The sequence below is a fragment of the Deinococcus sp. KSM4-11 genome, assembly GCF_004801415.1.
Classification (GTDB): domain Bacteria; phylum Deinococcota; class Deinococci; order Deinococcales; family Deinococcaceae; genus Deinococcus.
The window spans coordinates 64,514-87,863 of the sequence record NZ_SSNX01000006.1; the positions used below are offsets into that span (position 1 = coordinate 64,514).

General features: G+C 70.6%; 15 protein-coding genes. 4 read left to right on the forward strand and 11 right to left on the reverse strand.

The features are described 5' to 3' along the window. Positions 1-7 precede the first annotated feature (7 nt). Genes E7T09_RS15995 through E7T09_RS16015 form a run of 5 tightly spaced genes read right to left on the reverse strand, consistent with a single transcriptional unit; the run spans position 8 to position 8,720 of the window. Positions 8-1,735 carry an MBL fold metallo-hydrolase gene (locus E7T09_RS15995; protein WP_136390200.1) on the reverse strand — a complete coding sequence of 576 codons (1,728 nt, stop codon included), beginning with the start codon at positions 1,733-1,735 and terminating at the stop codon, positions 8-10. Beyond that, complete coding sequence (locus tag E7T09_RS16000) at positions 1,732-4,239, reverse strand: glycoside hydrolase family 2 protein (protein WP_136390201.1); 2,508 nt, start codon at positions 4,237-4,239, stop codon at positions 1,732-1,734. The genes E7T09_RS15995 and E7T09_RS16000 overlap by 4 nt, the downstream gene beginning before the upstream one ends. Next, complete coding sequence (locus E7T09_RS16005; RefSeq protein WP_240741833.1) at positions 4,236-5,150, reverse strand: class II fructose-bisphosphate aldolase; 915 nt, start codon at positions 5,148-5,150, stop codon at positions 4,236-4,238. The genes E7T09_RS16000 and E7T09_RS16005 overlap by 4 nt, the downstream gene beginning before the upstream one ends. Continuing rightward, entirely contained in the window at positions 5,143-5,844 is a 702-nt protein-coding gene (locus tag E7T09_RS16010) for an aspartate/glutamate racemase family protein (protein ID WP_136390202.1), read from the reverse strand. Before E7T09_RS16010 ends, E7T09_RS16005 begins: the two co-directional genes overlap by 8 nt. After that, a complete protein-coding gene (locus E7T09_RS16015) occupies positions 5,844-8,720 on the reverse strand; it encodes a glycoside hydrolase family 38 C-terminal domain-containing protein (RefSeq protein ID WP_168734888.1) in 2,877 nt (958 codons plus the stop codon). The genes E7T09_RS16010 and E7T09_RS16015 overlap by 1 nt, the downstream gene beginning before the upstream one ends. A 144-nt stretch (positions 8,721-8,864) precedes the next feature. Here E7T09_RS16015 and E7T09_RS16020 point away from each other — a divergent pair, with 144 nt between their 5' ends. After that, positions 8,865-11,423: an alpha-mannosidase gene (locus E7T09_RS16020; RefSeq protein WP_136390204.1), complete on the forward strand. Its 2,559-nt coding sequence runs from the start codon at positions 8,865-8,867 to the stop codon at positions 11,421-11,423. Next, positions 11,420-12,775 carry an alpha-glucosidase/alpha-galactosidase gene (locus E7T09_RS16025; protein ID WP_136390205.1) on the forward strand — a complete coding sequence of 452 codons (1,356 nt, stop codon included), beginning with the start codon at positions 11,420-11,422 and terminating at the stop codon, positions 12,773-12,775. The genes E7T09_RS16020 and E7T09_RS16025 overlap by 4 nt, the downstream gene beginning before the upstream one ends. Positions 12,776-12,814: 39 nt before the next feature. On the opposite strand, the gene E7T09_RS16030 is transcribed toward E7T09_RS16025, so the two are convergent. The 3 genes from E7T09_RS16030 to E7T09_RS16040 are packed head-to-tail and all read right to left on the reverse strand — an operon-like array spanning position 12,815 to position 16,291. Continuing rightward, positions 12,815-13,705 (reverse strand): carbohydrate kinase, encoded by an 891-nt coding sequence (locus E7T09_RS16030; protein ID WP_255578445.1) that lies wholly within the window; start codon positions 13,703-13,705, stop codon positions 12,815-12,817. Positions 13,706-13,713: 8 nt separating this feature from the next. Next, the gene (locus tag E7T09_RS16035) at positions 13,714-14,406 is read right to left on the reverse strand and encodes a hypothetical protein (RefSeq protein WP_136390207.1); all 693 of its coding nucleotides are present in this window, start codon (positions 14,404-14,406) and stop codon (positions 13,714-13,716) included. Between the two features lies 1 nt (position 14,407). Further along, positions 14,408-16,291, reverse strand: coding sequence for a hypothetical protein (locus E7T09_RS16040; protein WP_136390208.1), 1,884 nt, complete (start codon positions 16,289-16,291; stop codon positions 14,408-14,410). 158 nt (positions 16,292-16,449) lie between these two features. Here E7T09_RS16040 and E7T09_RS16045 point away from each other — a divergent pair, with 158 nt between their 5' ends. Continuing rightward, entirely contained in the window at positions 16,450-17,691 is a 1,242-nt protein-coding gene (locus E7T09_RS16045) for an ROK family protein (RefSeq protein ID WP_136390209.1), read from the forward strand. A gap of 50 nt (positions 17,692-17,741) precedes the next feature. Continuing rightward, positions 17,742-18,992 carry an ABC transporter substrate-binding protein gene (locus E7T09_RS16050; protein ID WP_136390210.1) on the forward strand — a complete coding sequence of 417 codons (1,251 nt, stop codon included), beginning with the start codon at positions 17,742-17,744 and terminating at the stop codon, positions 18,990-18,992. A 112-nt stretch (positions 18,993-19,104) separates the two neighbouring features. Here the strand turns inward: E7T09_RS16050 and E7T09_RS16055 are convergent, their stop codons facing one another. The 3 genes from E7T09_RS16055 to E7T09_RS16065 are packed head-to-tail and all read right to left on the reverse strand — an operon-like array spanning position 19,105 to position 23,200. Beyond that, the gene (locus E7T09_RS16055; protein ID WP_136390211.1) at positions 19,105-21,582 is read right to left on the reverse strand and encodes an alpha-mannosidase; all 2,478 of its coding nucleotides are present in this window, start codon (positions 21,580-21,582) and stop codon (positions 19,105-19,107) included. Continuing rightward, entirely contained in the window at positions 21,579-22,184 is a 606-nt protein-coding gene (locus tag E7T09_RS16060; protein ID WP_240741834.1) for an SIS domain-containing protein, read from the reverse strand. Before E7T09_RS16060 ends, E7T09_RS16055 begins: the two co-directional genes overlap by 4 nt. Continuing rightward, entirely contained in the window at positions 22,181-23,200 is a 1,020-nt protein-coding gene (locus E7T09_RS16065; RefSeq protein WP_168734890.1) for an ROK family protein, read from the reverse strand. The genes E7T09_RS16060 and E7T09_RS16065 overlap by 4 nt, the downstream gene beginning before the upstream one ends. Positions 23,201-23,350 lie beyond the last annotated feature (150 nt).

The following is a 23,350-nucleotide window of genomic DNA, read 5'->3' on the forward strand; positions in this document are numbered from 1 at the left end:
CACATCTTCAGGAAACAGGAATGGAATGGCTGAACTCGACTGGCAGGGCATACGTCATCACCGGCGGCTCGCCTGGCGTGCCGCGCAGCACGATGGGGATGGGCCGAGACGGTTCGCTGAGCGGAAACTCGATGAGCACCTCGGTGCCGGCTGGGACGGTGAGGGGCTGGGTTCCATGTCCGTCCACCGCCAGCTCGCCCTGGAAGGCCAGCTCTGCGGGATTGGCAATTACGATCTGGAGCGTGTTCTCAGCCATGCGCGTGGTGAGTCCCAGGCGCGCAGCGTGGGGCTGAGAGTCGGCATGGAGGCGGCGCAGCGCCTCGCCTCGCTCTCTGGCTTGGGCCAGCCACAACTCGTCGGGCACCACCGGCGGCCAATGGCCGCTGAGCAGCAGTGACGGACGCAGCCGCTCCACCAGGGCGGCGCTGGCTCCATAGTCGTCCTCCAGAAAGTCGTTCTGGTAGGTGTAGTTCAGGCCTAGGCCGTCGGCATCAGCGTACTGGTCGCCGGTGAACAGGACGCGCTCGCCGTGGCCCTCGACGAGCAGGGCGACCGCGTGACGGGCGTGGCCGGGTAGAGCGTGCGGGGTGATGCGGAACTCCTTCCATTCCACGCTTTCACCCAGCGGCAGCGTGCGGTCGGGCAGCAGCGGCGCGAACCAGCGGCAGGGCAAGCGGTATGCGGCGGGGCGCGCCAGCACGTCAGCCAGCGGTTCCGGTGCCCACAGCGGCGTTCCGTAGACCTTCCGCAGTAGCCCGATGCCCGCCACGTGGTCGTCGTGGGCGTGGGTGGGGATCACAGCGTCGATGTGCTGGACGCCGTAGTCGGTCAACAAGGTCGGCAGCGTGTACAGCCACGGCCGCCGCGACTCGCGCCCGGTGGTCGGGGCCATGCCGAAGCAGAAGTCGTACCCGAAGTCGATCAGCAAGGCCCGGCTGTCCACCGAGCGCAGCACGTAAGTCTGCGCGACGCTGGTGCGGTTCAGCAGCAGCCACGGCCGCAGCGCCTCGTATGGCCGGGCACGCAGATCCAGCAGGCGGGGATTGTGCCGCCGCAGCTGTAGCAGCTCCAGCAGGGCCTGGGCGGTGGTCTTCAGGGCGCCGCGCTCCAGCGGCGGCCCGAAGGCGCCCAGCAGCACGTCCGGCGTCTGGTCGTGCAGGTCGAGCAGCGATAGGACGCTGCCCGCGAGACCCTCGCCGCCGTTGTAACTCCACATGGTGGCCGCCAGCCGTGGTACCTGACCCGCTCCCGAGAGAAGAGCGCCGGTGAAGGCGATCCGCGTGCCGCCGATATCGGCCAGGAGCACGCTGTGACCTGACGAGGGCCCGGGGGCGGGCCGGGCGGTGAGGGTGATTCCCCCCAGCACGAGCGGGCGGTAGTCGGGCAGCGACCGGGTCTGCACCGGTTGGGCCACACTCAGGTGCAGCGGCCGGCCGTCGTAGTGGTTGTCGCCGGCCCACGCGCCCAGGAAGGGCTGGGGGTGTTCGAGCAGAGGCCGCTCGGAGTCCGGCGCGTAGACGGGAATGCCCGCCGCGTTCAGCCGCGCCGCGCCCGCCGCCACGTCCGCGCCTGCGTGGGTCAGAACGGCTGCCAGAATCCGCATGTCGCCCATCTCATCCAGCACTGTGCCATCCCCAACGTTCACCAGCACGGCCGAGTCGCCGGCGCGCAGCACGTAGGTGTGGGCGGTGCTGGTGTGCCGCCACACGCCGGGATGAACTTCGTAGAGCGTCACGGCTCCACCACCACGCTCACCGGAAGCAGGTTGACCGCCTGGGCCGTGAGGGTCAGGGAGATGGGCTTGCCGCTCAGGGAGTGCAGCGCCACCGTCACGCGGCGGGACTCGCCAGGCAGCAGCGTGAAGCCGTTGTCTTCGAACGTCTCCACGCCCTCCTCCTCCGCTTCCAGGCTCAGCCAGGGCAGGGGAGAGGGGCCGATGTTGGTCAGGATGACGCGGCCGGCGCCGGCCATCAGCGTCAACTGGCCAAGGGGCAGCTGCACGAGCGCTGCGAACGGTGTGGGCTGCTCCCGCGCGACCCACACCTCGCTGTTCGCCAGCACGGTGCCCGCCGCGTCCAGGACGCGCCCGCGCAGCAGAGCCGGTTCCGGCGGCAGCGGTACGGCTATGTCCGGCAGGGAGCCGGGCCACGCGGCGTCCAGGGCCGTGGTCCAGAAGCGCTCTCCCTGCAGGTCGAAGGCCGCAACCTCCACCCGTCCCGCTCCCGGCGTGTCGGCAAGCACGTGGGGCCGCAGAATCAGAGTGTCTGCGGCCACCGGCGCCTCCATGCCCCAGTGGAGCGCTGTGGGCGCGTTCGTCTCGCGGCAGCGGTAGTACGCCAATTTGGGCGCGAGGTCGTGGTCGAGCACGCTGGTGTTGTGAGCGCCTGGCCACGGTTCGTTCAGCTGCCACACCAGCGCGCCGCTGCACTCGCCGCTGCGCGAGCGGTTCCACGCCAGAGCGTGCCGCAGCACGTCACCCTGCACGGCCTGGGCCAGCAGGAGGTAAGGTCTCAGGCCGGCGAGTGATCCGAAGACCTCCTCCACGCGGTGGCGCATCAGCCACCACTCGCCATGGTGGACGACCTCGGGCCGCGTGTCGTCCATCGGCCACAGCGGACTGTCTGGGAGTGCGCGGCGCAGGGTGCGCTCGCGGGGCGGGGCCTGGCAGCCGAACTCGCTGTGCAGCAGGGCGCGGCTGAGGGCATGCGGGCGGTAGGAGTCGGCGGCGCCCCGGTAGTGCCACGGGCCGTGGACGTCGTGCTGGTTCTCGGGCCGCGTGAGGGCCACCGTCTCGTCGAGGTCGTACGTGGGGCCGGACGGTGACGTCGGCAGTACCGGCTGGGTGAGGCCTGCACGCCGCACGTGCGCCAGCATGTGGGCCACGGTCGGGTTCTCCAGCGACACGGGCCGGCGCTGTCCGTCCGTCAGCTCGTTGCCGGCGTCCACCAGGGCCACGCACGGGTGGGCGCGCAGGCGGCGCAGCAGGGGCGGCAGGCCCGCGTCCAGCGCTGCCCGGACGGTGTCGAGCGCGGGCGGCACGCTGTCGGCGGTGCTGGAACTCAGCGGTAGTTCCTGCCACACGAGGAGGCCCAGGTCGTCGCAGGCGTCCAGCATGGATTTCGGCGCCAGAGGAGCCACGCCGTTAAAGCGCAGCACGGTCGCGTGGGCGCGCCGGGCCAGCTCAATCACGGCCCGCTGCCGGGATTCCTCGTGCGGCAGCCCGGCGGTCATGTCCACCGGAAGGACGTTGAAGCCCCGCGCGTAGATGGGCACGCCATTGACCTGAAGCGTGTATGGCAGCGCCCCCCTGGCGGAGGAGGCCGCGTTGTGCACGAGCTGCACGTCGCGCAGCCCGAAGCGGCAGGTCACCGGCGCGCTGCCCTCCAGCTCGGCGCGCAGGCGGTACAGCGGCTGGTCGCCCAGCAGCCACGGCCACCACAGCTGCGGCCCGTCGAGGTCGAACACCACGTCCTCGACAGGGGCCGTCTGGGTGTCCTCCCGGCCGTCTGGGTGTGTCAGCGTGATCCGCAGCGGCGCGCCCGCCGCACCGTCGTGCGCGATCTCCGCCCGCACCTGCGCCCGCGTGAAGTCGGCGGACAGCGTCGCCTGCGGGACGACGTCCAGGAGGGTCTGGCCCTCGTCCCGCTCCAGGGCCACCGGCTGCCACAGGCCCACCTGGATCAGCCGCGTGCCGAAATCCCACCAATATCCGTACCGCGCCTTGAGTGTCCGGGTCTCGCTGGTGCGGCCGAGCTGGCCCAGCTCGTCCGGCGGCGCGTCGAGCACCACGACCAGCAGGTGCTCGGCGGCGCGGTCGAGGTCTGGGAGGAGCAGGCGGGTCACGGTGTACGCGCCCTCCACACACCCCAGCCGTTCGCCATTCACGTAGATGGACGCGGCCCAGTCCACACCGTCCAGCCGCAGCCACAGCCGACCACCTGGAGGCAACGCCACCCGGAAGGTGCGGCGGTATACCCACTGCCGGGCGCTGACCCACTCGGCCGCGAGGCTGTTCGTGCCCTGGCGGAAGTCAGGAATCACTCCGGCATGCAGGAGATCGGCGTGCACGCTGCCCGGCACCCGCGCCGGGTACCAGCGTGTGCGCGCGAAGGCCCCCACCGGCTGCGGCGTCCCGCGCTCCAGGCCCCGGAAGCGCCACCCCTCGTCGATGGACGCCGTGACTTCCCACCCATCGCCCAGATCCTGCCGGAATCGGTCATCTGGCGGCGGGCTGGTCACGGCGCGCAGTCGGCCCGGCCCGCCGAGCGAACGAAGTGCTCGATCTTGTCGCGCGCCTCGGCCTTGACAGCCGCGAGCCCTCTGGCCCGCAGCGCCGGCTCCAGGGCGTCCAGCTCGGCGCTGGTCATGCGCGGCAGCCCCCCCATCGCGGCCAGCAGGGCGTTCTCAAGATCCGTGGCGACGTTCATCTTGGAGATGCCGCCGCCCGGCAGCGCAATGGCGCGGTGCACCGTCGTGGCCGGCAGACCGCTCCCGCCATGCAGCACCAGCGGCACGTCCGGCAGCAGGGCGCGGATGGCCTCCAGCCGCTCAAAGTCAATCTTTGGATCCTTGACTGGGTAGACGCCGTGCGCCGTACCGATGGAGACCGCCAGCGCGTCGCAGCCGGTGCGCTCCACGAACTCCAGGGCCTCCTCGGGCACGGTATAGAGTGCCTCGTCCCCCTCGGTTTCCAGCTGATCCGTGGTGGTCAGTTTGCCGAGCTCAGCCTCGACGCTCACGCCACGCGCGTGGGCGTACGTGACGATGTCGCGCGTCTGGCGCACGTTCTCTTGGAAGGGCTGCGCGGAGGCGTCGATCATGACGCTGGAGAAGCCGGCATCAATGGCGGCGTGGAGGACCGCCGGCTCCCAGCTGTGGTCGAGGTGCAGCGCCAGCGGATACCGGAAGTCCAGGTCGCGCACGGCCGCTTCCAGCGCGTCCCGGAAGTCGCGTGGCGACAGGCCGAACCAGCCGAGTTCTCGCTGGCTGATCTCCACGATGACCGGACTGCGCAGTTCCAGGGCGGCCTCCAGGGCGGGCCGCACGCACGCGCGGTAGCGGGCGCTGAGGGCGGCCACCGCGTAGCCGGCCTGCTGGGCGGGCCGCAGCAGCTCGGTCAGCGGCTGGGTGCCGGGCATCAGTTCAGACATGTGAGTCCTCCACGGCGTGCAGCGCGGCGGCCACGCCGCTGTCGGGGCTGCTCAGCACCGGTACGCCACCGGTATCGCCTAGGGCCGGCAACAGCCTCGCCATACTCGCCTGCGCCAGCACGATGACGTCCACGCCGCCCAGAAGCTCCCGCAGTGCCGCGATCACCAGCCGGTCGTGCTCCTCGCCGTCACCGGCAACTCGGGCGGCATAGGCCCCCTCCACCACGCGCCGGACGACCTGCACCTCCCGGCTGGCTGCCGTGGCCTCGCGCTCGATCAGCGCCGCCGTGGGCTCCAGGGTGGTGGGTACGGTCGCCAGCACACCCACGCGCCGACCAAGGGTGGAGGCCTGCGCGGCCATCGGCCGGTCGATCCGCAGCACGGGGATGGACAGCTCCCCCGCCAGGGCGTCCACGGCCGCCCCCACCGACGAGCAGCAGGTCATGACCGCCGTGGCGCCGGCGTCCCGCGCCGCGTGCAGGTATGCGCGCAGTCGGGCGTGCACGGCCAGCGTGACCTCCCCGGCGGCCATGACGTCGGCCAGCAGGCTGTCGTCGAGGATGTTGATCACGCGCACGTGTGGGGCCTGCGCCGTCACCCGTACCGGGAGGTCGGTCAGCGTGACGGGCGTGGTGTGCAGCAGCGCGAGCGTTTCCTGCGGTGGTGCCCCTGGGTCTCGGGTCGGATGGATCATCAGGTCTCCAGATCCAGCGCGACCGTCACGATCTCCCACGGTCGCGCTGGGATAGTCACGGCGCCGTCCACCACTGGCAGGTCGGCCAGCTCCCGTTCGCGCAGATCCACGCGGGCGGCCCGGCGTGGCGTCCAGTGGGGGCGCAGCGTGGCGTTGCGGGCTGAGGCGCTCAGGTTCACGAAACGCACGATCAACGCGTTCCCATCCTCTGCCCGCTTCAGCGCGCTCAGCAGGACGCCGCCGTCCAGGGAAACGAACTGGTTGGTGGCGGGCAGGGTGGCGGGCTCATCACGGTGGGCGTTCCTGAGCGGCAGCACCTGAGTGGTGCGCGCCTGGGCCCGCAGCGGCGCGTTGAACGCGTGCGCCTCCTGCCAGACCCGTTCGCTGTCCCATAGGCCCGCATGCGGAATCACGCTGTACTCGGCCTCGAAGTACCCCAGCATCTGGGCCTCCGGGGTGGGGAGGGTCGGTCCGGCGCCGCCCACGCGGGTCAGCAGGTCTTCGCGCGACAGGTACCCCACGCAGCGCAGCAGCGTGAGCCGCAGCGTGCCGTCCTCGCCGGCGCTGAACTCCGGCAGGCCCCGGTTGGCGATCGTCAGGCCACGCACGCCGTCGTGCACGCTCACGAAGGTCTGCTGGGGGTGCTCGTGCACCGCCGGCTCGCTGCTGCCGCGCTGGTCTTCAGGCAGGGAGGTCGGCCGATCGACCACCGCGAACGGCGTCTCCGCGCTGGACACAGTGACCGGGCCGCCCAGCGGGAACAGCGCCCGCAGGCGGTGATCCATGGCCGTGTTCTCGCCGTGCGTGCGGATGTCGAGCCGCCGCGCGCCGGGTGTCAGGGTCAGGTCGCTGTGCAGCACGAAGGGCACGTCGTCGGCGCTGCGGCTCTGCCGATCCGGGCTGAGACCGGCGGGCAGCGCCCAGCGCCGCGTCACGCGGAGGGTCGCGCGGGCGGGGCCGACCTCGACCCAGCCCACGCGCACGGTGGCCCCGGCGCTGCTCAGGAGCTGGTCGCCCAGCGGCCACGCGTAGTTGTAGGTATCGCCATTGTCGCCGCCGTCGTCGAAGGTGTTCAGGCCGGCGTACGCCTGCCCGCTGGCCTTGTCGAGCAGGGTAACACTGCCATCAGCCTCCACCGTGACCTTCAGGTGCGCGTTCTCCAGGGTGCCGGGGCCGACCTGTAACCCGGCCGCGTGGTGGCCCTTGTCCAGCGCGACGTTCCCAACCACCGAATACGGCCGCACGCGCTCCTGCGAAGCGGAGACATCGCGCGGGCGCAGGGCGAAGGTGCGGTAGCCCATGCCCGGCACATCTGGGGCCACGAAGGACACGGCGGTGAACACGTCGTTGTCGTGGCTGCGGTGGCCGGCGCGCGGCAGCCAGCTCCACGGCTCGGACTTATCGGTGAGATGACGATAGGGCTGCACCTGGAACGGAAGTTCCGTGCCGTGCTCGTCGGCCAGCATCCAGCCCTCCGGGGAGATCTCCAGGTATGGGCTCAGCAGAGCGGTCGTCAGCTCCGCGCGCGGCCAGTTCAGCGGATTGAACACGCCGATCACGTGGCCCCCGCCGGCCCACGCCGTGTCCACCCGCGCCAGCACGCTGCCCAGACCGTCCTCGGCGAGGAGCGCCGCCGCCTGCTCGGCTCCGTCGAAGCGGGTGATCATCTCGCGGTGTACCTGGTCGGTGGAACATCCACAGATCGAGTCGTGGGGATGGTTCTGGATCAGCGTGTCCCACGCGCGCCACAGGTACTCGCTCTCGTGACGTTCGCCCAGCGCAGCCGCGACGGCCTGGAGCGGCTCGGCGTAGCGCTCCAGTTCACTCTGGGCGCGGGCGTTGCGCTGCTTGAGGTGCATGCGGGCGCTGAGCACGCCGGGCAGCAGGTGTGCCTTGCGCCCGAACGCACGGCCCTCGCCCGGCCACACCACGCTGATCCGCTCTTCGTGCTCGCGCACGGCCGCCACGTAGGCGTCGAGAGAACTGAGGCGGTACGTGACGCCCTCACCTTCCAGTTCCGCGCCGATCTCCCGGAGCAGCCGGGGCAGGCGGGGATCGACCGGCAGGTGGTCGCCGCCCAGCGGTTCGAGCACCACCCCGGTCGCGGAATACGCGCCCAGGTGTGCCAGGGTGCGGCGGGCGCGGCCGTGCGTCTGGTCGCGGGTGAATTCGGGATCGTCCGCACGCTCTTTGTGGTGGCTGCGGTAGTACTCCAGCGGCAGCGAGATTCCCAGCACGCGCGTGCCGTCGGGCGCTTCCCACCAGAATTCGTTCTGGGTACGGGCGGGGAAGCGCGGATCGCGCGAGCGTGCGTAGCGGTAGATGTCGTGCCCCACCTCGCCATCGCCCTCGTCGCCACCCAGTGGCGGCGCGCCGAAGCCGCGCCATACGACGGCGCTCCCGATGCCGAAACCGCTCAGCACCTGCGGCATCTGGGCGATGTGGCCGAACTGATCCGGCAGGTAGCCCACGCCGCTCAGGGGCACGTCCAGCGCGGCGCCCACCCGGCGCCCGAGCCAGAGGTTGCGGATGGTGGCCTCACCGCTCACCAGGAACTCGTCGGGCAGGATGTGCCACGGGCCCACGAACAGCCGCCCCGCGCGGATCAGGCCGGTCAGGCGGGCACGCTCTGAGGGCCGCACCTCCAGGTAGTCGGTCAGGATGATGGTCTGGCCGTCGAGCACAAAGCACGTCAGCTCTGGGTCGGCCTCCAGGGCACCGAGCACGGCGTCGATGGTATGCACCAGCCGGAAGCGGAAGCGCTCGCGGGTGCCCCACCATTCGCGGTCCCAGTGGGTGTGGTGGTACACGTGGACGCTGAGCGGCCGGAGGGGAGCCGGGCCGGGCGCGGCCGGGTCTGCGGAGGTTCGGGTCAAGGTCGGTCTCCTGCGGGGCAGAGGGGAGGGGCCGGCGCGGGCAGCCCCCACTTGTTCGGACTTCGGGCCGAGCTTACCCTATTTCTTAAATCTTTTAAATAACCCGGTGACCCTCATTGGCTCGCCGGGAACGGAGGACTCACGGTGACCCAGCCCAAAGATGATTCCACCCCCGCCGCCCCGCTCACCATCCATCTGGTGGGCCACGCCCACATCGACCCGGTGTGGCTGTGGGACTGGCGCGAGGGCGTCGAGACAGTTCGCGCGACCGTCCGCAGCGCCCTGGATCGCCTGACCGAGAACCCCGATATGGTGTTCGCCCACTCCAGCGCCGCGCAGTACGCGTGGCTGGAGCGCTTCCCGGATCTCCTGGCCGAGGTGCGCGCGGCGGTGGCGCGCGGCCAGTGGGAACCGGTTGGCGGGTGGTGGGTCGAGCCCGATGCCAACCTGCCGCACGGCGAGTCCTTTGCCCGGCAGGCGCTGTACGGCCAGCGCACCCTGGAACGGCTGGTGGGGCGGCGGGCGACGGTCGGCTTCCTGCCGGACTCCTTCGGCCATCCCGCCACGCTGCCGCAACTGCTCGCCCTGTCGGGGCTCACATCGTTCGTGTTCATGCGGCCCTCGGCGAACGAACTGGAATTGCCGCAGAACCTGTTCCGCTGGGTCGGCCCCGACGGCACGTCGCTGCCATGCGTGCGCATCGAGGCGTACTCCTCTAACCCACAGCACGTCCAGAGCAGCCTGGAGCGCAACCTGCGCTGGCACCCGCCGGGCGCGCGCCACTGGCTGGGCCTGTACGGGGTGGGCAACCACGGCGGCGGCCCCACCAAGCGCGCCATCGCCAACCTGCGCGCCCTGCACGCCGATCCCGCGTGGCCGGCGCTGACGATGGACTCCTTCGAGCACTTCTTCGACCTCGTGCGCCAGGAGGAAGTCCAGCCAGGCGGGGTGCTGCCGGTGTACACCGGCGAACTGCAGCACCATGCGCGCGGCTGTTACGCCGCCGTCAGCGAGATCAAGTGGCTTAACCGCGAGGCTGAGCGCCGCCTCATTGCCGCCGAGCGCATGGCGGTTCTGGCGGGGCAGGTCGGGCACGCGTATCCACAGGCCGCGCTGACCCGCGCGTGGGAACGCGTGCTGTTCAACCAGTTCCATGACGTCCTGGCGGGCAGTTCCATCACGCGGGCCTACGACGCGGCGCGCGCTCAGCTCGGTGAGGCGCTCGCGGTGGCCGACGAGGCGGAATTCTTCGCCATGCAGGCCATCGCCGCGCGGATCGACACCCGCCGGGGCGGCGCGGACGTGGACGAGGTGATCCGGTCGGTGCGTTGGGACGGCCCCACGTGGGTAAGCGACTACGGCGACGGCGTGCCGGTCGTGGTGTTCAACCCCGGCGCGAGGCCCTGGAAGGAACTGGCCGAAGTTGAGGTCAACGACTGGCACACCGATGACCTGACGGTCACGGACGACACCGGCCAGGAGGTCGCGTACCAGCGGCTTGACCCCGAGAGCGTGAGTGGCGGGCGCCCGCGCGTGGCCTTCCTGGCCGATATACCCGCTGGTGGCTACCGGCTCTACCGGATCTCGGCCGAGCCGTCCGCGCCAGTCGTGGACGCCGGCCTGAGCGTCACCGAGTATGCCTCCGGAACCATCACGCTGGAAAACGCCCTCCTGCGCGTGGAGATCTCGGCCCGCAGCGGCGCCCTCAGCCGCGTGGTGGACAGGGCCCGCGACCTGGAACTGCTCGCCGGCCCAGGCGGGGCGGTGCAGGTCGTGTACGACGGCAGCGACACATGGGGCCACGGCATGACCTCGCTGCGCGGACTGGTGGGCGTCTTTGGCGGCGCCGAGCTGCGCGTGGTAGAGCGCGGACCGCTGCGCGCCACGGTGCGCGTGACCACCCGCTGGGGCGCATCCAGATCCGTGCAGGACTACACCCTGGAGGCCCACAGCGCCGAGGTGCGTGGCCGGCTGGTGCTGGACTGGCAGGAGCCGCACCACGCCGCCCAGCTCAGCTTTCCGCTGGCGCTGGGCGGCGTGAAGGCCACCTTTGAGGTGCCCTACGGCCACGTGGAGCGCCCCGCTGACGGCCAGGAGGAGCCGGTCGGCCGCTGGCTGGACGTCAGCGGCGTGGTGAGGAACGCGCGTGGCCGCGCCTACCCCGCCGGCGCGGCGCTGCTGAGCGACTCCAAGGCGTCCGCGAGCGTGCTGGGCGGCGACCTGCGGCTGACGCTGGCCCGCTCACCGATCTACGCGCACCACGATCCGGCCCGGCCCGATCCGGAGCGCGACCATGATCACATCGACCAGGGCCGGCTGGAGACGCGCTGGGTGCTGTGTCCGCATGGCGGAGACTGGCGCGCGGCGGGCATTCCCGAAAGGGCCGAGCACGTGGGCCTCCCGCTGCCGCTCACCCGAGAGTATGTCCACGCAGGCGACCTGCCGCCCCGGCACAGCCTGCTGCGGCTCGACGGCCTGGACGGCGCGACCGTGACCGCCGTGAAACGCGCCGAGGACGGGGACGCCCTGATCATCCGCGTGCACGAGTGGGCCGGGCGCGGCGCGGAGGGCATGTTGTACTGGGGCGGGGCGGCCGTCCCCGTCGGGGTGCGCGCGCACCAGATCCTCAGCCTGCGCGTGGAGGCGGACGGCCGCGTGCAGGCGGTGAACTTCCTGGAGGAACCGCTGGGTGGAGCGCCGTGAGGCCGGTGGCCCGCGTGGTGATCTCGGGGGCGGGGGGCATGGTCTTCCCCCTGACCCTGGCGGCGGACTTCCTGGCGCTGCTGGCGCCGCTCGGGGCTGAACTCGTGCTGCACGATCCGGATGTGGAACGCGCCGCACGCACCGCCACCGCCGTGCGCGGGCTGGCCGATCACCACGGCCGCGCCCTGCGCCTGAGTGTCACGGCCGTCCGGCGCGAGGCCCTGCGCGGGGCCACCCACGTGCTGCTCACCTTCCAGGTGGGTGGCCTGGACGCCTACCGCATGGACATCGGCATCCCGCGCCGCTATGGGGTGGACTGCCCGGCGGGCGACACGCTCGGCCCCGGCGGCATCTTCCGCTTCCTGCGCAGCACGTCAGCCTTCGACGCGCTCGCCGCCGACGTGCGGGACGTGTGCCCGGACGCCCTGGTGCTGAACTACACCAACCCCATGGCGATGAACGTCTTGTATCTGCACGCGCTGGGCGTGCGGGCCCTGGGTCTGTGCCACTCCATTCCGCACACGGCGGCGCTGCTGGAAGACGTGCTGGACGTGCCGAGCGGCGAGCTGACGTACCGCGCGGCCGGCATCAACCATCAGGCATGGTTCCTCACGCTGGGGTACCGCGGCCACGACCTGCACGACCGATTGCGGGACACACTGCGGCGGCGCTTCCTGCCGGAGCACGGCGGGCACACCCCGTGGACCGAGGGCCACGCCACCTATGTGGGGGGCCAGGAACGCGTGCGCGCTGAGCTGATGGAGACCTTCGGGCACTTCCTGAGCGAGTCGAGCCACCACGTCTCGGAATACGTGCCGTACTTCCGCCGCACGCCGGAGGCTGTCCGGGCCGTCTTGCCGCGCCGCTGGGACTATCTGCGATCCGTCGAGGCAGGACTCGGCCACGAGCAGGCCACGCTGGACGCGGCCGTGGCCGCCCGCCACCCGCGCCTGGAGCCGTCGGCCGAGTACGGCATGCGGATCGTGGCGGCGACGGTGGGCGGCGCTCCGCAGGACGTCTACGTCAACGTCATCAACGCGGGCCTGATCGCCAACCTGCCGGCCGACGCGTGCGTGGAGGTGCCCGCCGTGGCCGACACGGCGGGCGTGACGCCGCAGCCGGTGGGCCGCCTGCCCGCGGCGTGCGCCGGTCTGAACCTCACGAACGTCGCGGTGCAGCTCTGCGCCGTCGAGGCCGCCGTGCAGCGCGATCCCACCCTGATCGAGGCCGCCGTCGCGCTCGATCCCCTGACTGCCAGTGTCCTTGACCTGCGCGACATCCGCCGCATGACCCGGGATCTCATCGGAGCGCAGCGGCCATGGTTGCCTGCGTGGGCGGACGGCACGGTCTGAGCGCCCGGCCAGGCGGCCCGTCCCTGACGTCGGCCATTCTCAGGATTGGGCGTGCAGGAACTGCTCCACCTCATCCATCGTCGGGGCGTGGGCGCCCGGCCGAGTGCATGCGAGCGCTCCGCACGCCAGCGCGAATTGGAGGGCCTGTGCCGGTGCAACGTCTGGCCCGGCCAGCGTGCCCGCCAGCCAGCCGGCCGCGCAGGCGTCGCCGGCACCCACCGTGTCCGCAACGGTCACAGCGTAGCCAGGGTGGTGCCACTCGCCCTGCGGCGTGAACAGCCGCGCGCCCGCCGCGCCCAGGGTGAGCAGCACGTGCATGCGTGGATGGGCACGGCGCAGCGCGGTCACGCCGTCCTCGACCGTCTGTCCGGGCAGCAGGCCCAGGATGTCCTCATGTGAGACCTTCAGGTGGGTGGTGTGGGGCAGGTAGGCCCATAGGGCGCGCCGGCCCTCCTCGGCGTAGGTCGGGCGGAAGTTGGGGTCGTAGAGGACGGTCAATCCACGCCACGCGGCCTCCTGCGCGCAGTCGAGAAAGGCGGGCGCGGCTGGCTCACGCAGCAGCGTTACCCCGCCGAAATACGCGGCGTGCGCGTCGACCCACGCGTTCGTCGACACGCCCGCGAAGGCGCTGTCCGCTCCGCCCTGCGCGTAGAAAGCGTAGCGGCTCGGCTGGTCGTCGACGCCCTTGTGAACCACCGAAAGGGCCGTGGGCGCGTCCACGCGGGAAGCGGAGGTCATGTCCAGCCCAGCCGCCTCGCCCAGCGCGCTCAGGCGCTCGGCGAATGGATCACTGCCCAGGCTGCCCGCAAAGGCCACGCCCTCGCCCAGCGCCGCCAGCCCCAGCGCGACGTTCCACGCGCTGCCACCTGGCCGAGCCTGCCACGCGTCGCCAGCCGGCACGAAGTCCATCAGAACACCACCGAAGACCATGGTGTGGCTCACCGCGCGGCCTTCCCGCGGACGGACTCGTCCTCAGCTCCAGACTCCTCGTCCGGCGGCGGACGCACGGTCACTGGGCGCACCTGCACGGCGGCAAGGGTCAGCAGCAGACTGATGAGCACCAGCACGCCTGGCGTGCGGAACGAGCGGCCGACGAGGTACAGCGCCAGCGGAATCACGACGAAGGCGTGGGCGGCCACAGGCCGGCGGATCACGACCACGGCGGCTGCCCGCAAGGCCCGCCCGAACGTCAGGCCGCGCACGGCCAGTGCATCCAGCAGGAAGGGCTGCAGCGCGATGAACAGCCACGTGAGGTACGCCCACAACAGCCACACGGCATACACTCCGAGCTGCGCGGCGCCCTGATGGCCCAGCACGCGGGGCCAGAACGTCAGGTTGGCCCACGCGAGGTACGCGAAGACGCCCACTGACACGCTCCACAGCGTTCCTGTCCACAGGACAGCCCGCAGTCGGGTGCCCAGGGTGCGCCATGTCGGGTGCCGGTCGTCGCGCAGCGCGGCGAGGTGGCCGAATACGGTGACGGTCATCGGGCCGAGCAGCACGACCGTGACTGCCCCGGCGATCCACAGCACGTTCAGGCCGACCAGGGTGGGCAGGTTCGTCCACGCCAGCCAGCCGCCCTCACGCAGGACGCGCGGTATCCCGGCGGGCGTCTGCGGCGGCCCGGTCACCTCAACCACCATCGGGTTCCAGGCCCGGCGGCATGACCAGCGGGTTGACCCGCCGCTGCTCGTCCCAGCGCTGCCACGTGCGCTGCACCAGCGCGGCGTCCGCGTCAGTGAGCGCCGCGCCATCGCCGTCGACGTGGGTGGCGAAGTAGAGGCTGGGCACGCCCAGGTCAGGTTGGAGGGCCACGTACTCGCGCCACGCCGCGATGTTCGGCATGGGCCAGTTGTCGGTGTCGATCAGGTGCGTGGGCAGGGCGGCGCGCGCCACCCGGGCGCGGTGGAGCATCTGCGCGCGCACGTCTGCGCCGGTGTTCACGTCGTTCAGGCGGATCATGTCGCTCACGTCGCCGAAGGCCGGGTGGGGGGTGTGGGTCATCACCAGGGCGTCGGGCTTGACGCGCTTGGCCTCCTGACGCAGCAGTCCGAGCAACTCGTGCAGCAGCGCAATACCCCACGCGTGGCCGTGCCGGCGCAGCCCCGGGCCCGACGGCGTGCGGGCGCTGAAATCCACCTTGAAGCCGTCGGCGCCGTAGTCCAGCAGCATGCGCCTGACGCTGCTGGCCAGGATCTCACGGTACGCTGGGCTGGTCGGATCGGCGGCCACCACTCCGCCCAGATCGTCGGTCACGCACGCTTCGGGGGGCAGGCCCTCGGGATCCCAGGCCTTCCACCACAGCAGCACCTTCTGGCCGCGGGCGTGTGCCCGGTCGATCCAGCCGCGCAGGTCGGGCCACTTCATCTCGTCCACCTCGCTGTGGCCGTAGGTGGCGCTCCACTTGTCATCCAGCACCAGGATGCCGGGGTGCAGATCATGCCCGTCCAGGGCGCTCAGGAAGGCGTCGTAGTTCGCCTGGGTGCAGTGATCCGGGGCGCGGCCGCCGCGTACGCCCGCGAGGTGGCACTGCGCCCCCCAGCCGCACTGGATCGGGCTCGACCACCACGCGGGCGCGGGGGCAGCCGGGGCAGCCGGCACCATGCTGCGTTCACGGTGCAGCTCGGCGTTCCGGGCGATGGCCGCGTAGGGATCGGCCGCGAATTCCAGGCGCAGGGTGGGCGTGCGGAAGGTACCGGACACGTGGGTCTGGCCCTCGTAGCTCAGGCGCAGGGCGAAGGCGCCCTCGTGGGCGTCGTAGTGGAAGCCCGTGAAGGTCAGGTCGCGTACCGGCGCGACGATGGACGCGGCGAGCCACGGAGCAGGACTGGACGGGATGGCCTCCGGCGCTGCGTCTTCCTCCACCGGCGCCCCACCCTGGTCGGCGCCGAGCGACCCGCCGGAGGCTGGGCCGTCGGGCTCGCGGCGAAAGGCGTAGAGCAGCGGCGCGGGCGTGAAGAACCAGTGGGCCTTCCCCGGCAGGCTGGTGCCCATCACGTCGACGCTGCTCGACTCACCCGCGCTATGTGTACGCCGCTCGCGCCCCCACGGTTCAGGGTTGAACACCTCGCTGAAGTGCGCGCCGCTCTCGAACAGGCCGCTGCCCCACCGCAGGTGGCCGGAGTGGTAGCCGGCGAACACCAGCACGTCTGTGAGCTCGCCCTCGCCCTGCACTTCGACGTGGGCGTCGATGCCGCGTGCGTCGCAGGTGAGTACCAGCGCTTTGTCCAGCCACACGCCGCCGCGCAGCGGGAAGCGGAGTTGGGCAGTCCCGCGGGCCTGGGTCACCTGCACGTCGTCCAGGCGGGCGGTTCGGTCGAGGCCGGCCGCTGTGTGGACGCTGCAACACAGGAAGAGGTCGGCATAGGGCTGGCCTGCTGCGCCACTCAGGCGGATGAAGGGACGGGACGCGTCCAGCGTGAGGCGGTAGTGCGGCGTATGAAGATCCAGGCCGTCTGGCCGCATCTGCAGGTGGAGGTCGGGCGCGGTGTCTGGGGCGGATCGGGTGTCAGGCATGGCTCCCCTGTGCGTTGGACGGTACTGTCATCGAGGTTTCTTGATAATTTTAAGCTATTGCGCTCAGCGGAGCAAACGGGGCGCAGACGTCTCCGCATGCCCACCGGAGCGCGCCCTATCATGCAGGTCCGGCGCGAGGGCGGCGGGAAGGAGCGTTCGTGACCAGAAGCCGCAGCGTGCGCAAGGGGCGCAGCCTGCCCGATACGCGGGCCGAGAACCTCAGCGTGGTGCTCGAGGCGCTGCGCAAGCTCCAGCCGGTGTCGCGCAGCGGGCTGGCCGCCGCCACCGACCTGACCGCCGCGACCATCACCCACATGGTCGATGAGCTGCACGCCTCCGACCTGCTGATCGAGTCGCCGTCGGACGCCCGGCAGGTGGGACGGCGCCCCACCCTGTTGCGCCTGAACAACGCCCGGGGGCAGATCGTGGGGCTGGAGATCTCGCGCTCGGAGGTGCGGGCCATCCGCACGAACTTCGGCGGCGAGGTGCTGGCGGTCGCGGCCCAGGCGTTCCGGCCGCAGCTGCCGCTGGACGACAACCTGCGCCGCCTGACCGACGTGGTGCGCTTCGTGATCGATCCCGAGCTGCCGCTGCTGGGGATCGGCGTGGGGGTGCCGGGCCCCGTGGATAGCACGCGCGGCCTGGTGCTGGAGCCGCCCAACTTTGGTGGCTGGCGCCACGTGCCGCTGGCCGAATTCCTCCAGAGCCACTTCGCGGCGCCGTGCTGGCTCGACGACGACGCCAAGGCCGCGGCGCTCGGGGAGCGGTGGTACGGCGCGGGCCAGCAGGTGGGCACACTGCTCTTTCTGTCCCTGCGCTCGGGCGTGGGAGCCGGCTTGATTGTGGGCGACCGGGTGTACCGTGGCGCCCACGAGCTGGCCGGCGAAATCGGGCACACCACCATCGACATCAATGGGCCGCTGTGTGAGTGCGGCAACCGCGGCTGCGTAGAGACGCTGGTCAGTGTGCCGGCCATCCTGGCAGACGCGCGCCGTGAGGGGCTGGCGGTGCACGATCTCCAAGGACTTCATCAGCTGGCCGAGGCGGGCGAGGTGGGCGCCCTGACGATCAAGGAGCGCGTCTCGGTATACCTCGCCGCCACGCTGGTCAACGCCGTGAACCACTACGACCCGGCCCTGATCGTGCTGGGCGGCAGTCTGGTGCGGGCGTGGCCGGAACTGACCGAGGACGTGGCCCACAAGGTCAAGGGCCGCTCCTTCGGCTTTCTGTCTAAGGATGTGCGCATCGTGCAGAGCCTGCTGGGCGAGAACGCGACGTCGCTCGGCGCGGCGGCGCTGGCTATCGGTGAACTGCTGCACGGGGGAGATCCTCGGCCTGCCAGCCTCAACCGCCAGCCGGCCCGGCTCGGCGCCGCGCTTGACACGTCCGCCATTACTTAATAATATAAAATAACCAAATACTCAGCCCAGCTGTTCGTCCGGAGGATCGCATGCATAAGAAGGCACTGCTGGTTACATCACTGCTGCTCGGGCTCTCTGGAGCCCAGGCCCAGAAAGTCACCCTCAATTTCACGGCCCACTGGTTGAGCGAGCAGCGCCGGCCGACCATCAACAAGATCATCGGGCTGTGGAACCAGCGCAATCCCAACGTGCAGGTGCAGTACACCGGGGTGCCGTTCGACCAGCTCATCACCAAGACGCTCGCCGGCGTAGCCGCTGGCAACGCGCCCGACGTGGTGGTCATCGACATTCGCACCAGCACGCAGCGCGCGGCCCGCAACCAGAACACCGACATGAGCCAGTTCGGTGCGGACAAGCTGGGCGGCTCATACTTCCCGCAGCTGTGGGCGACCGGGCGCTACAACGGCAAGCAGTACGCCCTGCCATTCGTCACTGACACCCGCGTGCTCTTTTACAACAAGGCTGCCTTCAAGGAAGCGGGCCTCGACCCGAACAAGCCGCCCAAGACCTGGGACGACCTGTGGGCCTACGCGGCCAAGCTCGACAAGAAAGACGGCGACCGCTGGACGCGCATGGGCTTCCACCCCAATTTCGGGGACTTTGGCTACCAGGGCTGGGTGAACAACGCGGGCGGCTACCTGTTTGACAAGAACAATGAGAACCCGACCATGACGAGTGCCGCGGCCGTCCAGACGCTGGCGTGGTTCAAGAAGTGGAATGACAAGTACGGCGCGAACAGTGTCGCCGCGTTCAAGGCCAGCTTTGGCGGCGGCACCCAGGACGAATTCATGTCGGGGAAGGTGCCGATGGTCGTGCGCAACGGCAACTACCTCTCGACCCTGACCCGCAGCGCCCCGGATCTCCAGTTCGGCATGGTCAGCGTGCCCACCATGGACGGCAAGACGAGCGACACCACCACGTGGGGCGGCGGCTTCAACATCGAGATTCCGCGCGGCAGCAAACATCCCAAGGAGGCCTTCGCCTTCGCCAAATTCCTGTCGACTGAGGGGGCCAAGATCTGGGCGGCCGAGCAGAACGACCTGCCCGCGTACAAGGCCGCCCAGACCGCCAACAAGAACCCCCAGTTCATCAAGCTGGTGAGCTTCCTGCCGATCACGTACCTGTCGCCCGCCCCGCTGTACGCCCCCAGCTACGACACCGCCGTGAACAAGGCGGTGGACGACGTGCTGCTGCGCGGACGCGACCCACAGGCGGCGCTGGAAGAAGCCCAGGCAGCGGTGGCGAAAATGGTGGACGAGAACAAGAAAGACGCCAAGTAAACCGAAGCGCGCTCCAACCCCGGACGGCGCCGTCCGGGGTTTGTCGTGGTGAAGCTTCAGGGCGTGTGGTCGTTCGCAGGGGGCAAGGCGGCGTGCCGCGTGAGACCTCCTCTCAGGCGCCCGGTTCCAGTTCGGTCAGCAGGACGCGCCGCGCCGCACTTCCGTCATCGGGCAGGAGCAGCGTGACGAGTTCGTGCGCGCCGAGGGTGACGTCCAACTCGCGGTTCAGGAAGGGCAGCGAGAGCTGCGCCGTGGCCGGGCGGCCGTGCGTCTCATGCAGGCGCACCACCACGCCGCTGTCGTCCTGGGCGCGCTTGATTACGCTCAGCATCACGTGCTCGGGCGTGACGGTGCCGTGGGCCTGGGCGGCCGGCAGGGGGCCCTCGTGGAAAGTCTCAGGCAGGGCCACCGGCCCTTCCGTCAGGGCCGCGCACAGCCGGGGCAGACCAGCGTCCCGCCACGTTCCAGCGTGCGGCGACAGCCAGTACGTGAAGGTCTGTTCGCCCTGATCCATGTAGCGGTAATCACCAGCCGCCGTGGGAACGTAGGGATCGTGGTGGGCGTAAATGGGCGAGCGCAGCACAGTGAGGTGCAGCGCCGATTCTGTAACGCTGTAGCTGGACTTGGCGTCATTCACGAGGCCCAGGCCGCGCACTTCACCGGTGGGCCGGTGGACGCCGCTGAGATCCACCCAGCGCCCGCCCGGGTACTCTTCGCCATTGCCCGGCCGGGAGACCTGCCCATATGGCGCCTCGTAGGTCACCTGCGGAAACTGGAGGTGGAGCGGGAAGCGCAGCTTAAGCATCCGCCGCGCCTCATGCCAGTCCACCCGCACACGCACCTCGACCGGCAGCGCGGGGTCGCTGTAGAGGAAGTAATCCTGCGTCAGTGTGCTGCGTCCGTAGGTGGACACACTCCTGATGGCGCCGCGCAGCGGGCCGCGCTCCAGCCAGCTCAGCCGGGCGTTCCCGAAGTGCCCGGCGACACGGTCGAAGCGCACCCGGCCGTGGCTCCACGTGTCGGTGTCGTCGTCCAGCACCACGCCGACAGCGGCGGGCGCGGAGAAGACCTCGCAGTCCGCGCGAAGATCCACCAGACGCGCGATGCCTCCGCTTTCGGTGTCGAATTCCATGAGCAGCGCGGCGTTCTCCAGAACGAGGTCGTCCGGCCCGGCGACGTCAGCGTTCGCGCCAGGCGCGGTCTCACCGCCCGGCCGCACGGTGAACACGCGGTGGCCGAAGGCGGGTAGCTCGGCCAGCCACGCCAGGCGTCGCCGCCACCCACTGACGGTCGCCCCTGAGCGGGTGAACTGGGCAGGGACTGCTGCCCCGCTCTCGTCGGACAGGGTGAAGCCGTCGCGCACTCCACCGACCTCGTGCTCGACGGGCACGCGCGCGGGCCACGGGTGCGGGTTCCATACCACGAAGCTGCGGGTGCCCTCTTCCGGCGGCACCGTCACCCGCCAGCTCAGGCGCTGCACGGCCGCGTTGGTGACGTGTTGTGCGATCGACAGTGCCTCGCCGTACTCGTGCTGGGCGTCGTCATACGCCCTCTCTACGCTGGTGCCCGCCAGGATGTCGTGGAACTGGTTGAACAGCACGCGCTGCCACGCCCGGTCGAGGTCGGCCTGCGGGTAGGGGAGGCCCACCAGGGTGGTGGCCAGGGTCGCCAACTTCTCTGCCCGCACCAGTGCGAGTTCGGCCTGACGGTTGAGACGCTTGACGCCCGAATGCGCCGAGTAGCAGCCGACCGCGTGGTGCACGAGTTCGCCGTGCCACACGCCGGCCCGCTCGGCATCGGCGGCCTCGAAGAAGGCGTCTGGGGTGCTCAGCACCAGGTTCGGCAGCTCTGGCTCCGCATCTAGGCGGTGGATGGACGCGAGGTTCTCGCGGGTGGGGCCGCCGCCATGGTTGCCGACGCCGTAAAAGCACATCAGGCGGTCGTCCGGTGACGTGAGGTCGTTCGCCACTTTGCGGATGTGCGGCTCCAGATCCTTGCCCCACGTGCAGTACTCGTAGGGGATGCGGAACGTCAGCACGCGCGAGCCGTCGAGCGCGGCCCACCAGAACAGCCGGCCCGGCAGCGCCTGCTCGTGCGGACCCGGGCGCATGAAGGTGTACCGCGTCAGGCCGCTGGCGAGCAGCAGTTGCGGCAGGGTCGCCGCGTGCCCGAATGAATCCGGGTTGTAGCCGACGGTGGCCGTGCGGCCGAAGCGGCTGTGGAAGAAGCGCTGGCCGTACAGTGCCTGCCGGGCGAAGCCCTCGCCGCCGGGCAGGTGGCAGTCGGGCTGCACCCACCACCCGCCGACCAGGGCCCAGCGCCCCTCCGCGACCCGCCCCCGAATCTCGGCGAACATCTCAGGCTCGTTCGCCTCGATCCACGCGAGGTGCGCCGCCGAGGAGCACGTGAAGATGAAGGCTGGGTCTTCGCTCAGGCGGTCGAGCGCCGAGCGGTACGTCGCCTTGATTTCCTGAAAGCCCTCCTCCCACGTCCACAGCCACACCGGGTCGATGTGCGCGTTGCCGATCATGTGCAGGGTGCCCGGGCGGGCGGGGGCAGGCCGGCGCCCCTCGACCTGCGGGGCGCTCACGCCTCCTCTCCCAGCAGGGCGTCGTCAATGGTCTCACACAGCACGTGGATCAGCAGAATGTGCATCTCCTGGATCTGGGCGGTGCGCGCGGCCGGCACGGCCAGCAGAACGTCCACTTCAGCGGGCCGCTCTGCCAGGCGGTCGCCGCTGAACAGCACGGTGTCCGCGCCGATCTCGCGCGCGGCGCTCAGCGCCCGGCGCACGTTGGGGCTGCTCCCGCTGGTACTGAGACCGACCAGCACGTCACCCGGACGGGCCAGCGCCCGCACTTGGCGCGCGAAGACCTCGGCAAACTCGTAGTCATTGCCGATGCAGGTCAGGGCGCTGCTGTCCGTCGTGAGTGCCAGCGCAGCGAGCGGCGCCCGCTCCCTCCGGAACCGGCCGGTGAGTTCAGCGGCGAAGTGCTGGGCATCGGCGGCGCTCCCCCCGTTGCCGCAGATCAGCATCTTGCCGCCGCTGCGCAGGGCCGCGACGCAGCGCTCTGCCGCACGGGCAAGGTCCGCTTCCAGGGGGGGCAGCAGTTCCAGCACGTCGCGGTGGCGGCGCAGGGCGCCGGCGAACTGCTGGCCGAGAAGATCGGCGGTGGGTCGGTGGGTCGTCACAGGTTTGTCTCCTGAAGGGGGCGTGAGGGGAACAAAGCTGTAGGCATGCCGCGGCTCAGCGCGACCGCAGCCGCGCCGTAAATGCCGACGTGATCGGCGAGTTCGGCGCGGCGCAGCGACACGTCCTGCCACAGCGCTGGGTAGGTGCGCGCCGCGACCTTGGCGCGCAGCGGCGGGAACAGCAGGTCGCCGAAGTTGGCGACGCCGCCCCCGATCACCACCCGTTGCGGGTCGAAGGCGTGAACGATGCTCGCCACGCCCGCCGCGAGGTAGTCCAGAGTGTCGTCCCAGAAGGCAGCTGTCAGGGGGTCGCCGGACTCCAGAGCCCGCCGGACGGTGTGGGCCGTGATGTGCTCGGGGAAGGTTTCGAGCCGGGCGAGCAGGGAGTCGGGATGGAGTCGCGCCCACTCGCGGGCGCGGTGTCCGATGCCGGTACCGGAGGCGTACCGCTCCAGACACCCCCGGCCGCCGCAGGTGCAGGGCTCGCCGCGGACGTCCACCTGAAGGTGCCCGAGTTCCCCCGCGTTGCCGGCCTTGCCGGTGTAGAGCTGACCATCGAGGATCACGCCGCCGCCTATGCCGGTCGAGAGCGTGAGGTACACGAGGTGCTGGCAGCCCCGCCCACTGCCAAAGCGCCACTCGGCCAGGGCGGCCGCATTGGCATCGTTGTCCACCCATACGGGCAGATCCAGCGCGTCTTCCAGCCACTGCTTGAGCGGTACATCGTGCCACCCCGGCAGGTTTGGCGGGTTCTGGATGATGCCCCGCTCGCGGTCGAGGGGCCCGCCGCAGCCCACACCCACCCACGACACGGGCCCGGCATAGCCTGCGAGCAGCTCCCGGCCCATCGCTACGAGCCGGCCCACCACGCCTTCTGGCCCGGTGTCGAGCCGCGTCGGCTCACGCAGGCTGGCGAGCAATTCGCCCCGCGACGTGATCAGGCCGGCGGCGAGCTTGGTGCCGCCCACATCTAGGGCCAGCAGGGTAGCGTCGGTGTCGGGCAGGGGCTCAGACATATCGTCTCCGGGGATGGGGGCGTGGAACTGGGCGGTCAGCGCACGGATGAAGGTCAGCATATATCAAGCGGTCGACTTTTTTTATATATTTAAGTAAATCAGCCGAAGCCCTGTTCCCCGCCGCCCTGTCCGTTCCCAGGAGGCTCCATG